12 protein-coding genes and 1 other annotated feature are annotated in these 12,954 nt (G+C 45.9%); of the genes, 8 read left to right on the plus strand and 4 right to left on the minus strand.

Going from position 1 to position 12,954, the window contains the following annotated elements; translation table 11 throughout:
- The first annotated feature begins 74 nt into the window (after positions 1-74).
- Genes N2245_RS02735 through dgoD form a run of 8 tightly spaced genes read left to right on the plus strand, consistent with a single transcriptional unit; the run spans position 75 to position 6,912 of the window.
- The gene (locus tag N2245_RS02735; protein WP_494535192.1) at positions 75-1,079 is read left to right on the plus strand and encodes a lysylphosphatidylglycerol synthase transmembrane domain-containing protein; all 1,005 of its coding nucleotides are present in this window, start codon (positions 75-77) and stop codon (positions 1,077-1,079) included.
- A 22-nt stretch (positions 1,080-1,101) separates the two neighbouring features.
- Positions 1,102-1,938: a glycosyltransferase family 2 protein gene (locus N2245_RS02740; RefSeq protein ID WP_494535193.1), complete on the plus strand. Its 837-nt coding sequence runs from the start codon at positions 1,102-1,104 to the stop codon at positions 1,936-1,938.
- A 51-nt stretch (positions 1,939-1,989) separates the two neighbouring features.
- Positions 1,990-3,102: a M24 family metallopeptidase gene (locus tag N2245_RS02745; RefSeq protein ID WP_494535194.1), complete on the plus strand. Its 1,113-nt coding sequence runs from the start codon at positions 1,990-1,992 to the stop codon at positions 3,100-3,102.
- A 16-nt stretch (positions 3,103-3,118) separates the two neighbouring features.
- Positions 3,119-3,679 (plus strand): elongation factor P, encoded by a 561-nt coding sequence (efp, locus tag N2245_RS02750; RefSeq protein ID WP_494535195.1) that lies wholly within the window; start codon positions 3,119-3,121, stop codon positions 3,677-3,679.
- A gap of 1 nt (position 3,680) precedes the next feature.
- Positions 3,681-4,208: an acetyl-CoA carboxylase biotin carboxyl carrier protein gene (gene accB / locus N2245_RS02755; protein WP_494535196.1), complete on the plus strand. Its 528-nt coding sequence runs from the start codon at positions 3,681-3,683 to the stop codon at positions 4,206-4,208.
- A gap of 17 nt (positions 4,209-4,225) precedes the next feature.
- Positions 4,226-5,434, plus strand: coding sequence for an exodeoxyribonuclease VII large subunit (gene xseA, locus N2245_RS02760; protein ID WP_494535197.1), 1,209 nt, complete (start codon positions 4,226-4,228; stop codon positions 5,432-5,434).
- Between the two features lie 5 nt (positions 5,435-5,439).
- Complete coding sequence (gene xseB / locus N2245_RS02765) at positions 5,440-5,745, plus strand: exodeoxyribonuclease VII small subunit (RefSeq protein WP_494535198.1); 306 nt, start codon at positions 5,440-5,442, stop codon at positions 5,743-5,745.
- Between the two features lie 18 nt (positions 5,746-5,763).
- Positions 5,764-6,912: a galactonate dehydratase gene (gene dgoD, locus N2245_RS02770; RefSeq protein ID WP_494535199.1), complete on the plus strand. Its 1,149-nt coding sequence runs from the start codon at positions 5,764-5,766 to the stop codon at positions 6,910-6,912.
- A gap of 27 nt (positions 6,913-6,939) precedes the next feature.
- On the opposite strand, the gene proS is transcribed toward dgoD, so the two are convergent.
- From proS to N2245_RS02790, 4 genes are all read right to left on the minus strand, one after another.
- The gene (gene proS / locus N2245_RS02775; protein ID WP_494535200.1) at positions 6,940-8,391 is read right to left on the minus strand and encodes a proline--tRNA ligase; all 1,452 of its coding nucleotides are present in this window, start codon (positions 8,389-8,391) and stop codon (positions 6,940-6,942) included.
- Positions 8,392-8,457: 66 nt separating this feature from the next.
- Positions 8,458-8,700 (minus strand) — a binding site (T-box leader).
- A 60-nt stretch (positions 8,701-8,760) separates the two neighbouring features.
- A complete protein-coding gene (gene recN, locus N2245_RS02780) occupies positions 8,761-10,494 on the minus strand; it encodes a DNA repair protein RecN (protein WP_494535201.1) in 1,734 nt (577 codons plus the stop codon).
- Between the two features lie 267 nt (positions 10,495-10,761).
- Positions 10,762-12,171, minus strand: coding sequence for a ComEC/Rec2 family competence protein (locus N2245_RS02785; RefSeq protein ID WP_494535202.1), 1,410 nt, complete (start codon positions 12,169-12,171; stop codon positions 10,762-10,764).
- The gene (locus N2245_RS02790) at positions 12,168-12,788 is read right to left on the minus strand and encodes a helix-hairpin-helix domain-containing protein (RefSeq protein ID WP_494535203.1); all 621 of its coding nucleotides are present in this window, start codon (positions 12,786-12,788) and stop codon (positions 12,168-12,170) included. Before N2245_RS02790 ends, N2245_RS02785 begins: the two co-directional genes overlap by 4 nt.
- Positions 12,789-12,954 lie beyond the last annotated feature (166 nt).

Below are 12,954 nucleotides of genomic sequence, written 5' to 3' on the forward strand. Positions count from 1 at the left end.
CGCTGTTATAATTCGGCAACATTTGATGTGGGCTACACAAGAAACCATTGATGGTAGGTGAAAGTACCTAGAGCATGACGGAAATAGAGACTAAGCAAACAGAACAAGGCCTAAACATAAGGGACCAGATACTTCGTCCACGTACAATAATTTCTTTTCTTATATCCTTAGTAATACTCATCCTCATATTTGCGAGACAAAACATTCCTGTAAAGGAAGTTATTGATAATGCACGCGATGCCAACCTACTATTCTTAGTCCTGGGCTTTGCTTTCTACTACGCTACTTTCTATGTGCGTACTATAAGATGGCAGCAAGTACTGAACAACTCTGGATACTCCAGCACAAATGATGCTCAGCTCCCAGGTACTCTAGGTCTCCTTAGAATTATTTTTCTCTCCTGGTTTGCTAACTCTGTACTGCCCGCTAAGCTTGGAGACGGTTACCGAGGGTATCTTTTGAAGAGAAATGCCAAGGTGTCGTTCTCCAAGACTATGGGAACTATATTTGCCGAGAGAGTAGCGGATGTAGGCGTATTGTTTACCCTTTTATTAGTATCAGGGATCATAGCTTTCAGAACCAAGCTACCACCGCATTTTGTATTGCTAATAACACTTGGAGGAACACTAGCATTGGCTAGCTTTGGCATATTGGCGTCTGTTAGATACATCAGCGTGTATGTCCATAAGATTCTTCCAAGTAGGGTAAGACCTTTCTATTCCAGGTTGGAGGAGGGTATTCTACTTGCATTTAGCAGAAGGCTAGATAGAATATTGTTGCTCACTGCTCTAATATGGATTTTGGAAAGCGCAAGATTCTGGGCGGTAACGGTTGCTTTAGGAGCAAGTCTTACAATATCACAGGTAATCTTCTTGGCACTTGCTGCCTCTCTGCTTACGACCATTCCCTTTACACCTGCAGGATTTGGCGTAGTAGAGGGTGCGGTGATAACAGTACTACAATGGGTATACGTTGAGAAATCTCTGGCGGGCTCTATAGCGCTAATAGACCGCGGCATAACTTACTGGAGTGTCTTACTCATAGGTGGAATCCTATACTTAGTTAGTGGGAATAAATAGATCGAGGGAAAATAGCGAAGCAATGCTTGATTCAAATCTAAAGGAATCTTTGAACATTAATGGAAAGCTTTCATTGATACTGCCCGCTCGCAACGAAGAGGCAAACCTTCCGCGGGTATTGGGAAGATGCATAGAAGTCCTCAACGAGACTCTTCCTGACTGGGAAATAATAGTCGTAAATGACGGCAGTCAGGATAAAACTGGAGAGATAGCTGAAGGGTTTGCAGCAAGGGATAGCAGGATAAGAGTAATACATCATCCCCGGAATCTAGGCTACGGCTCGGCGTGGAGAAGCGGATTCGCTGCCGCGCAGGGTCAGTATATTATGTGTATGGATTCTGACGGCCAGTTCGATATATCCGATATATCCCTACTATTGCCTTATGTGAACCACTACGACATAGTTGCTGGATACAGGACAAAGAGGCAAGATCCAGCACATCGCAAAGTCAACGCAGCTATATTTCATCTAGCATCGAAGTTATTATTTGGCATACACCTTAAGGATATAGACTGCGGTTTCAAGATCTTTAGGGCAAGCCTTATAAGAAGCCTGCCTCTTAAGGCACCTGGGGCTCTGATAAATCTAGAGATATTTTCTTTCGCTAAGCAACGCAAGGCATCAATAGTAGAAGTAGGTGTACATCACTATCCTCGTACTGCTGGCGTATCTACTGGTGCCAAACCTTCCGTGGTACTACAGGCAATGGCGGAGATACTCCTGCTACGTCTCAGGGTCTGGAAGGAGGGTGTAAAGCTTACACCTGCACTCGGAATAGGCGCAGCTATAGGCACTCTATTCGCCTTTCTAGGGGTAGCTTCGAGACTCAGGAACAAACCCCGTAGAGAAAGGCAATAAGACTATATGCTATAATGCCGCTTGTGTGCACCCCAGAGCGGAGTACGTTGGATGAACATCTCCTTTCCACCAGATTACCTTAGAAGAATAGATAAGCTAAGGGAAACACTAACTGATCACGAGCTGGATGCTTTACTGGTCTTCAGTCAGGCAAACCGGCGTTACCTGACAGGATTTACGGCTAGAGATGTAGCCATAGGAGAAAGTTCAGGATACGTACTTATTACTCAAGAAAAAGCATTGCTACTTGTCAACCCTTTGTATATTGAGCATGCTCAAAAAGAGGTCACAGCAGTAGAGCCGTTTCTAGTAAAGGATAAGCCAGACGTCGTTATATCCGATCTGCTAAGGGATCTGGGACTACAAAAGGTTGGCTTTGAAAGAGACTATGTGACATATGGGTTTATAGATGATCTTATATCCCGCCTCGAAGACCAAGTAGAGCTTCTCCCGATAAAGGGACTGGTAGAATCTCAGAGAGTCCTTAAAGATCCCTATGAACAGAGTATGATCAGCGAAGCTGCCAAGATAGCTGATGCTGCATTTAGCAAGATGCTAGATCAGCTATCTCCAGGAATGACAGAAAAGCAGGTCGCTAGGTTATTAGATAATCTCATGATAGAGCTGGGAGCCGAAGGTCCTTCGTTTGAGACAATAGTTGCTGCTGGTACAAATGCCGCCAGACCACACCATGAACCCACTGATAGACCAATCCGAGAAGGAGAACCCATAATAGTAGATATGGGAGCTCTTTATCGTGGCTATTGCTCAGATATGACCCGCACATTCTGCTTAGGTAAACCAGACTCTAAGTTTGAAGAGGTTTATAACATTGTACTGAAAGCACACGATACCGCTAGATCAGCAATAAGGGCAGGGCTTAACGGCGCAGAAATCGACGCTATAGCTAGAGAAATAATTAATCAAGCTGGTTATGGAGAAGCTTTCAATCACAGTCTGGGACATGGTGTAGGATTAGAGGTTCATGAGAAGCCAAGTCTGAGGAAGAATAGTGAAGACGTACTTCAAGAGGGGATGGTGGTGACTGTTGAGCCAGGCATCTACATATCCGAATGGGGAGGGGTCAGAATAGAGAGCCTAGTTCTTGTGGACAGCAACGGTCCATCCATACTTTCTCAAGCACCTATATTCAAAAACAGGTAAAGGAGTCTTACTTCATATGATATCGACTGGCGAACTTAGAAAAGGCAACACACTTGTAATCGATGGTGATCTTGTGAGGGTGTTGGATTTCCAGCACGTAAAGCTCGGAAGAGGATCTGCCTTTGTAAGAGTTCAGCTCAAAAACCTACGCACTGGCGCGATTACAGAGCGCACTTTCCAGGCGGGTACTAAGTTTGAAACTGCGAGGCTTGAAAGGCGTACCGTCCAATATCTGTACAATGATGGCGAGAACTATACTTTTATGGACACCGAGACCTTTGATCAGCCCACTCTGAGCACTGACCTCTTAGGAGATGCAGTCAAGTACTTAAAAGAGGGTATGAACATTGACCTACTTATGTATGGCGATGAGCCGATAGGAGTAGAACTTCCCACAACGGTTGAACTGCAGGTTGTGCAAACTGACCCAGGAGTTAGAGGAGACACGGCAGCAGGAGGTAGTAAGCCTGCTAGACTGGAAACTGGACTAGTAGTACAGGTGCCTTTGTTCATCAACGAGGGAGATATCATAAGAGTTGATACTAGAACTGGGGAATATATAGAGCGGGTGGGATAGTATGAGTCCGGAACACAAAGAATTCGATCTTTCCAAGCTACTAGATCAAGGACTTAGAGACCTAATAGATTTAGTAAGTCAGGGCAAGGTAACTGAGCTGGAAATAGAGCAAGGAGGCTTCAGGCTAAGGCTAAGAAACGATGTTAATATAGTCCATCAAGTACAGCCTGCACCTCATGCACAAGTAGAAACTTACCAGGTACAAACCCCACATCCTCAGCAAGTAACTCAACCTACTCAAGCTCCAGCCCCCACAGAACAGATAGAATCGCAACACATAGTGCCCATTACTGCACCTATGGTAGGTACTTTCTATACCTCACCAAGCCCAGATGCTGATCCTTACGTCAAAGTTGGGGATTTCATCCGTCCAGGACAAACCATAGGTATTATTGAGGCAATGAAGATCATGAACGATGTGCCTGCTGAAATAGGTGGACGTGTGGTGGAGATCGTTGCCCAAAACGGACAAGCGGTAGAATATGGCCAGCCTCTGATGCTGGTAGATACTTCTGCCACGCCTGAATAGCTCATAGGAGATGTCAGTTGTACCTGCTGACCGTTAGCGATATAAATTTCTATCTCCAGCAGCTGCTTGAGACTGATCGTCTACTGAACGATGTTTGGATCCAAGGTGAGATCAGTAACCTAAGCCAGTCGAGTAAAGGACACTTTTACTTTACACTCAAAGATGGGGAATCTCAGCTTTCTTGTGTGCTGTTCAAGCAGGATCTAATACACGTACAGGCCGAGCTTGCTAACGGCCAAGCAGTTATTGCCCATGGCAGAGTCTCTATATGGAAGCAATCAGGCAAGTTACAGTTCTATGTGGATATAGTACAACCAGAAGGTACTGGTAGATTGGAGCTTGAGTTCCAGGCTCTCAAAGCAAAGCTCGAGGCCGAAGGGCTTTTCGATGAGAGCAGGAAAAGATCCCTTCCCAAGTTCCCATCAGCGATAGGTATAGTTACTAGTAAGCAGGGTGCTGTACTGCATGACATCCTCAACATACTTAGGCGTAGGTATCCACTTGCAGAGGTAATACTGTCTCACACTCAAGTCCAAGGAGATGGTGCATCCTTACAGATAGCAGCTGCTATTGAGAAGCTATATAAGACTGCAAAAGTAGATGTGATAATCTTGGCAAGAGGTGGTGGGTCTAGAGAAGAGCTTTGGGCCTTCAATGAAGAGTGCGTGGCTAGGGCTATATATGCTTGCCCAGTACCTGTGATCAGCGCCATAGGGCACGAGACAGACTACACTATAGCCGATTATGTAGCTGATCTAAGAGCCCCAACTCCATCCGCAGCCGCTGAGCTGGTAGTACCTAACGTATCGGAGCTAAGGCAATCCCTCGATCACATGCTGAACATAGCTAGCATGAACATGAGACAAAAATTGCGGCAGTGTATGGAGGATGTGCAACACATGCACTCTCATCTCAAGAGAACAAGTCCTATACATGCCATACATAGACATAGAGAGAAGCTATCTCTGCTCAATGATAACGCACTTAGCAGGGTAAGACACCTGATAGAACTCAAGAAAAGCAACTTGGAAACTATGGCCCTTAGCTTGAACGCTCTAAATCCTAAGGCTGTACTTGGCAGAGGATATTCTGTAACTACCACAGAGGACGGTAAGGTTCTTAGATCAATCGATGATGTAAGGAATGCTAAAGCGCTAACAACTAGGCTTGCTGATGGCTTTATAAAATCTACGGTAGATCACGTAGTAAAGCAGGTAGAGAGGTAGGTACTATGAGTACGGATAGGGATACATCCCAGCTGAATTTTGAAGAAGCCTACTCTAGATTGGAGGAGCTTATTCACAAATTGGATGTCGGAGGGCTAACCCTTGATGACGCTCTCGCCTGCTATGAGGAAGCGTACGCACTCGTATCTAGATGCAACTCTATACTCCAGCAAGCTGAACTTAGGCTCAGACAGATAGAGGAAGAGGCCTCCGAATATGCAGCTACTGATGACCTGATTTCGAAAACAGAACCTTACTCTGAAGATGAAGAGGATTCTGATCTCAGTTGGAATTATGACTATCGCAGGTAGAAGCTGTAAAGGTTGCATATGAAAATAGAAAGCCTCACCCTCTATAAAGTCCCACCCAGATGGCTCTTCCTGAAGGTCCGCACGGACGAAGGTCTGGAGGGCTGGGGAGAACCAATTGTAGAAGGGAAAGCTGATACCGTGGCGGCAGCTATCAGTGAGATGGCTGATTACATTGTGGGCCAGGCAGCGAACCACATAGAGGATATATGGCAGGCAATATACAGAGGAGGATTCTACAGGGGTGGACCAATACTCACCAGTGCACTCTCTGGAATAGAGCAAGCTTTATGGGATTTAAGGGGCAGATCTTTGGGTCTACCCATATATGAACTATTGGGTGGACCTGTGAGAGAACGCATGAAGGTTTACTCTTGGATCCACGGAGATACCCCCCAACAGCTGGCAGAATCAGCACTATCACGTGTTAATGCAGGCTATCAGGCCATCAAGATGGGTGTTCCAGGTCCAAATACCTGGATAGATACTCCTCAGAGGCTGGATCTAATAATAGAGTCCGTCGCTGTAGTCAGGGAGTCAGTGGGTAAAGATGTAGCTATAGGAGTAGACTTTCACGGAAGAATACATAAAGGTATGGCAAGAAGCCTCATGAGAGAGCTCGAGCCATTCAAACTTATGTTTATCGAGGAGCCTTTCCCTCCCGGGCATGAGGACTCATTAAGAGACTTGAGAGCTATCACTGGTATCCCAATAGCACTTGGAGAACGCCTGTACACTAGATGGGGGTTCAAGGAAATCATCTCCAAGGGATTGGCTGACGTTATACAGCCGGATTTAAGCCATGCTGGAGGTATCCTAGAAGTCAAGAAGATAGCTGCTATGGCAGAGGCTTATGATATCGCCCTTGCCCCCCATTGCCCACTAGGCCCAATAGCTCTTGCCGCATCTCTACAGGTGGATTTTTGTACTCCTAACGCACTCATACAGGAGCAAAGCCTAGAAATACACTACCATAAGGAGTCGGAGCTACTCTCTTATCTGGCCAATCCAGAGGTATTCAATTTCTCAGACGGATATGTATCACTGCCTAGTGAACCTGGACTGGGAATAACGCTTGACGAGGAAAAAGTCAAGAGCGCTTCCAGGATTGGCCATAACTGGCGCAGTCCAATATGGAGAAACCTGGATGGATCAATAGCGGAGTGGTGAGGTAACATTCTCACCACTCCGCTGATACTAGTAAGCTCGTGCGAAGTACACTTTTACTTGTGCCTTATTTCCACACCTAATACAAGTGCCAGGGTCTTCGGGCTGGGCCAAAGGCACCACTCTGATAGTCGCACGAGTCTCCTCCTTGACCGCAGCCTCACACTCATCACTGCCGCACCATCCCGCATAGATGAACCCTCTCTTGTTATCTAGAACCTCCAACATTTGAGCAACACTATCGCATTCAAACGTATGCTCGTCTCTGAACTGCTTAGCACGGTCGAACAGAGACTGCTGTATATCAGCTAAAGTTTGCTGCAGATTTACAACGAGGTCATTCAGAGGTACCTGAGATTTATCCCTATTGTCTCTACGCACAAGCATAACAGCGTTATTGGCAACATCTCTTGGACCAACCTCAAGCCTTACTGGCACACCCTTGAGCTCCCATTCATTAAATTTCCAACCAGGAGTCTTCTCCTCACTCAGATCTATGTGCAGTCGGAAAGAATCTCCTAGAACTTCCTTTATCCTATCTATGTGCTCCAAGACCTTCTGTTTGTCCTGTTCACTTCTCCATATAGGAACTACTACCACCTGAATTGGGGCGACTTTAGGAGGTATTATCAAACCAGAATCATCCCCGTGAACCATTATTATTCCACCTATGGTGCGAGTAGAAAGCCCCCAACTAGTGGTATACCCATACTTGCGCTCGCCATCCTTATCAAGAAATGTTATGTCAAAAGCCTTAGCAAAATGATCGGCAAAGTCGTGACTAGTAGCAGACTGGAGCGCTCTACCATCTCCCATAAGCGCCTCCACGGTATAGGTCTCCGCGGCACCAGGGAATCTCTCAGAAGGAGTCTTGCGACCAGGGATAACCGGTATAGCTAGATCCTCCTCAAGGAACGACCTGTAGATCTCGAGCATAAGCAAAGTACGTTCTGTGGCTTCCTCAGCCGAAGCATGTAAAGTATGGCCCTCTTGCCATAGGAACTCAGCTGTACGCAGGAACAGCCTAGTATGTAGCTCCCAGCGCACTACGCTGTTCCATTGGTTGATCAATATTGGCAGGTCCCTATAGCTCTGCACCCACTTGGAATACATCTGCATTATTATCGCCTCAGAAGTAGGGCGTACCGCTAACCTCTCCTCAAGCTCTTCGTTCCCTCCATGTGTCACCCATGCTACCTGAGGATTAAAACCTTCAACGTGCTCTGCTTCTTTTTTGAGTAAACTCTCGGGAATAAGCAGAGGGAAGTAGGCATTAACTACCCCAGTCGCTTTGAATCTTGCATCCAATAATTTCTGTATGTTTTCCCATATAGCATATCCATAAGGTCTGTAGACCATCATTCCCCTGACAGGGCTGTAATCAGCAAGCTGAGCCCCAAGCACAACGTCGTTGTACCATGCAGCAAAATCCTCGCTCCTCTTTGTTATCTTCTGCACATATTCAGAACTAGTGCTTGACATTATCCACCTCCAGGTAATTTTTCTTAGCAGGTTGTAATAAAAAACCCGCCCTTCGAAGCGCAAGACTTCGAGGACGGGTTTTATAATTTCCCGCGGTACCACCTCGATTGGAGCTTGAAACTCCCACCTCAGTGACCAGCGAACGCTGATCAGCCCTTTAACGGGGGCAGCGCACTGCCTTATCGTCCATGAGACGCTTCGACAGAAGCTCCAGGGCGGGTTCAGCACAGCCTACTGTCTGGTTCTCACCGTGTTCCAGATCTCTGTATTTCTCAGCTGGTGCCTACTATTCCCCTTCAGCGCCTTGTCTATATTTAGCTTTCTGCCGTAAGGAGATTAGCAGTTTATATGACCTATAGTCAAATAATCCTACGAAGCCAAAGATAGTCGCCTGGATCTATTAGCCAAATCTATAAGTTCATCAGCACTTTGCAGGGATCTATCTGTCACAGGCATACCACCAAGCATGGCTGCTAACTCATGCCTAATGCCCTCTCTGTCAAGCTTATCAACCCTTGTTGTTGTTAGGTTATCTTGAATAACCTTAGTTATCTTGAAGTGTGTATCTGCGTAAGCAGCTACCTGCGCTAAATGGGTTATAGCTATGACCTGGTGATTACTTGCTAGTCCGGCTAGCTTTTCACCAACTATCCTACCACTACGACCACCAATGCCCACGTCCACCTCGTCAAATATCAATGTAGGAGTGTTGTCTGCCACAGACAACACAGTCCTTATCGCCAGCATAATACGAGATATCTCTCCTCCGGACGCGACCTTAGCTATAGGTTTGAGCGGTTCCCCAGGATTAGGCGATACCAACAACTCTATGTCGTCAGCACCAGTTTGATCCACGCCTACCTCTATCCCATCTATAGAGATTGAATAGTCAGAAGGTTGCTTATAACTGACTCTTATCTCGATCCGAGCATTGGTCATCAGCAGGTCGTTTAGCTCTCGCTCTATCTTTCTACCCAAGTCCTTAGCAGCCTTCGACCTTATAGAAGATAAAGCTTTGGCCTTCTGCGCCAATTGCTGCCGAAGGTTCTCAAGTTGGGTTTCTAGCTTCTTTATCTTTTCGTCGCTGTTCTCGATATCAAAAAGCTCAGCCTCAGCATTGTCCCGATACTGGAGTATCTCCTCAATAGTAGACCCATATTTTCGTTTTAGCCTGTTTATGAGATCCAGGCGTTCTTCAACCACCTCGAGCATGCCAGGATCAAACTCTATAGAATCTCTATATCTACGAATATCAAGCGAAGCTTCTTCAACAGCAACAACCGCCTCAGATATCATATCCAGATTAGAGGACAAGGAGTTGTCAAGACGTACCAATTCTTCGAGAAGACTCTGAGCTTGCTGAAGTTGATCTATCGCACTTGTGCTAGAGGAGTACAAGGACTGATAGACACCGTCAGCTAGCTGAGCTAGCTTCTCAGCATTAGCCAGTAAATTCCTTCGTTTCAGTAGTTCTTCATCCTCACCAGGCTGTAAACCGGCTGAACTGATCTCCTCAATCTGGTAACGCAACATATCAGCGCGGCGCTCTGCCTCACGTTGACCGGAAACCAGGGCCTCCAACTCAGATCGCACTCGCCTTATTTCGTTATACAGCTGGCTCACCTCAGAGCGTAGATCAATAGCACCAGCATAGTGATCGAGCACATCCCTTTGGGCGGAAGGGCGCAATAGAACTAGATGTTCTGATTGACCAGTGATATCCACCAGATTCTCACCCAGTTGCCTCAGAAGGGTTACGGGAACAAGGGAGCCGTTGATCCTTGCAGATGATCTGCCACTTGAGCTAATCTCCCGGGTAATAATAAGCTCCTCAGAGGGGGCAAGACCATTAGACTCCAGAAGTTCACTTACTTCTCTAAGTACATCTCCCTCCAACACGAACATAGCCTGAATAAGGGAGGAAGAGGCTCCGGTACGCACCATATCAGGAGATGCGCGACCGCCCAATACAAGGTCAAGAGCATCAATTATTATGCTTTTCCCAGCGCCTGTCTCCCCTGTGAAGGCGTTGAAGCCAGGACTAAAGCTGATATTTATCTCCGAAATGATCGCGAAATCTCTGATATGGAGCTCAGCCAGCACTTAAGAGTTCCCCACAAACTTGGTCTAAGAAATCCTAACAAGTTAAATATTATGTCGCAATAAAAAAGGTCGAGCTACTAAAGCTCGACCTAAAAGAAAAAGGGATCACCGGAGAACGATGACTAAGCTAGCCTTCCTCCGGTGATGCCCTTACTACCTGATGTGTCCATGGGCATCACCTCCTTTACCCTAAACGGAAAACCTAAGGTTTTCTTAACTACTGGCAGCATATCAGGGGTTAAGTCCTGTGTCAAGCAGATTCGCCAATTAGAATACCCAGAAATCTCTTGCATACCTACGAGCAACAGGCTGAGCAATTAGTATTACCGCAATAAAAACTAGATAGTACATCACCAGAGACTTGGGTCCAACCATGAGCTTAAGTTCACTAGCAGCAGATATTTCGCTTATGGAGGTTGCTATATACACAATTGCCAGCACGAACTTGCTAGTTAACCACCCAAGAGCATTTCCCAAGGATGCCGATAATACTCCTAGCACAACCGTTAGGGTGGTAAGTACCATTTCCAAAGGAATAAAAGGTGCCACTAAAACATTCGCCAGTATGGCCAAGTGAGAGACCTTACCGAAATAGAAGATCAGTAATGGCATCGTGCTAGCCTGAGCCACAAAGGATATAGCAACTGTTTCCCGAAGCAATTCTGGAAGACGAACCATAGCTCTGGCTACTGACGGGTACAGCCATACTATACCAGCCGTAGCCAACACAGAGAGCTGCATACCTATATCGTAGATGGAGAAGGGTTGCAGAGCGGTGATAAGCACAAGAGCAAAGCACAAGGATCTACCAGAATCATTCTGACGGCCTATCCACCTGCCCCAAAGGGATACTATAGCCATCAGGGAGGCCCTAACCACGGGGGAGGACATACCTGATATACCCATATATATGGGGATGAGAATAAATGCAAAACACATCGAGCCTCTTATGCCTATTAAAGGCCGAAGGAAAGCTATAACTATCAACACCAATATGGTTACATTGAAACCGGAGGCAACCAGTATGTGCGAAAGCCCAGACTCACGAAAGTCCTTTTCAATATCTTCGGGAATATTGCCGACATTACCCAAAACCATGCTCTCAGCTACGGAAGAGTAAGGATAGCCTACGTAAGATCCAATCAGAGAAGATGTACTATTGCGAATCTTCGCCATAATAGATTGAAGATTCCACCGATCTTTACCAACCACCTTGATGGACTTAGCAAATATTACCCCATGAGCACCCTTGCTCAGCGAGTATCTGAACAGGAAACCATCTAGCTGATAGAAAGGCACTGAGCTGCCTCTAATGTACAAGTGATCTCCTGGAGCCAGGTTTCTAATACTACCCACTACAAGCCAGATACCACTATGAGGGCTACTTAGACTTACAAGTGCAGAATTAGAACCTTCATCCAATACCTTTCCCTTGTACTCGGAGGATAAAGCATCGCTGTTTGCCCAGTCAGCTCTGGAATAGTAAACCTCAGATCTTAGAACACCTAACAGAGATGCAAGCATGGCTATTGCCAGACAAAAATAAACCTTATTCTTATTTCGCCAAACAAAGGCTACAAGCATAACTAAACATAGAGATATAGGTAAATAGTCCAGATTGAAGAATGTACCGAATACAAGACCTAATAACCACGCAAAGACGAAGACGTATATCACCTGAATACAACCATGCTTTTAATGTTTTCCAGTGTTGAAGGACCTATACCCGGCACGTCGAGAAGATCTTCAAAGCTGTTGAATGGCCCATGCTTCTGCCTAAACTCTATGATCGCAGCTGCCTTACTTGGGCCGATGCCTGGTAGCTCTTCCAATTGTTCCTTAGTAGCTATATTGATGTTTATAGGTGCTATTTGTGGTTCTTGGGCACCGAACCTGCCGGAGGGAGTTGAATTAGCTGTTGACTGCCCATGGTTGCTACCCACCTTGGGATCAGGAGCCTTGAAAGGTACTATAATCTGCATCTCATCACGTAGTATCTGAGCTAGATTTACACCCATAGCATCGGCCTTTGTTGTAAAACCACCTGCACTCCTCACGGCGTCCACAACCCTGCTTCTAGCAGGCAAGGTATAGACCCCGGGATTACGTACAGCTCCTAGTATGTGGACAGTTACAGTAGATGGTGTAGGTGGCGAAGTAGGTTGGGCAATCACGTTAGCAACTTTCTCAGATTTGGGCCTTGCTAATATAACTAGCAGTACCATGGAGACCGAGATTATAAGAACAGATATATGGTCGGTAATTCTCGAGAATCCATTAGATTGATCGGACAAGGACCAACCTCATATAAGTTGTTTTAAATAAAGCCACTATAAGTGCATAAACACAATATCTATATCTACCAACGATTGAAGCAGCACCTAAGGGCTAATTATATTCCTAATACGCTGAAGATGAGTATTCAAATTCCCAATAAAAGTATTATTAAGATTCGAACCT

Source organism: Thermobaculum sp. T2p (assembly GCF_059335935.1).

What these genes read in the sequence shown, in the direction of transcription:
- N2245_RS02735 (WP_494535192.1), top strand. Translation starts at nt 75, where the DNA reads ATGACGGAAATAGAGACTAAGCAAACAGAACAAGGCCTAAACATAAGG.
- N2245_RS02740 (WP_494535193.1), top strand. Translation starts at nt 1,102, where the DNA reads ATGCTTGATTCAAATCTAAAGGAATCTTTGAACATTAATGGAAAGCTT.
- N2245_RS02745 (WP_494535194.1), top strand. Translation starts at nt 1,990, where the DNA reads ATGAACATCTCCTTTCCACCAGATTACCTTAGAAGAATAGATAAGCTA.
- efp (WP_494535195.1), top strand. Translation starts at nt 3,119, where the DNA reads ATGATATCGACTGGCGAACTTAGAAAAGGCAACACACTTGTAATCGAT.
- accB (WP_494535196.1), top strand. Translation starts at nt 3,681, where the DNA reads ATGAGTCCGGAACACAAAGAATTCGATCTTTCCAAGCTACTAGATCAA.
- xseB (WP_494535198.1), top strand. Translation starts at nt 5,440, where the DNA reads ATGAGTACGGATAGGGATACATCCCAGCTGAATTTTGAAGAAGCCTAC.
- dgoD (WP_494535199.1), top strand. Translation starts at nt 5,764, where the DNA reads ATGAAAATAGAAAGCCTCACCCTCTATAAAGTCCCACCCAGATGGCTC.
- proS (WP_494535200.1), bottom strand. Translation starts at nt 8,391, where the DNA reads ATGTCAAGCACTAGTTCTGAATATGTGCAGAAGATAACAAAGAGGAGC.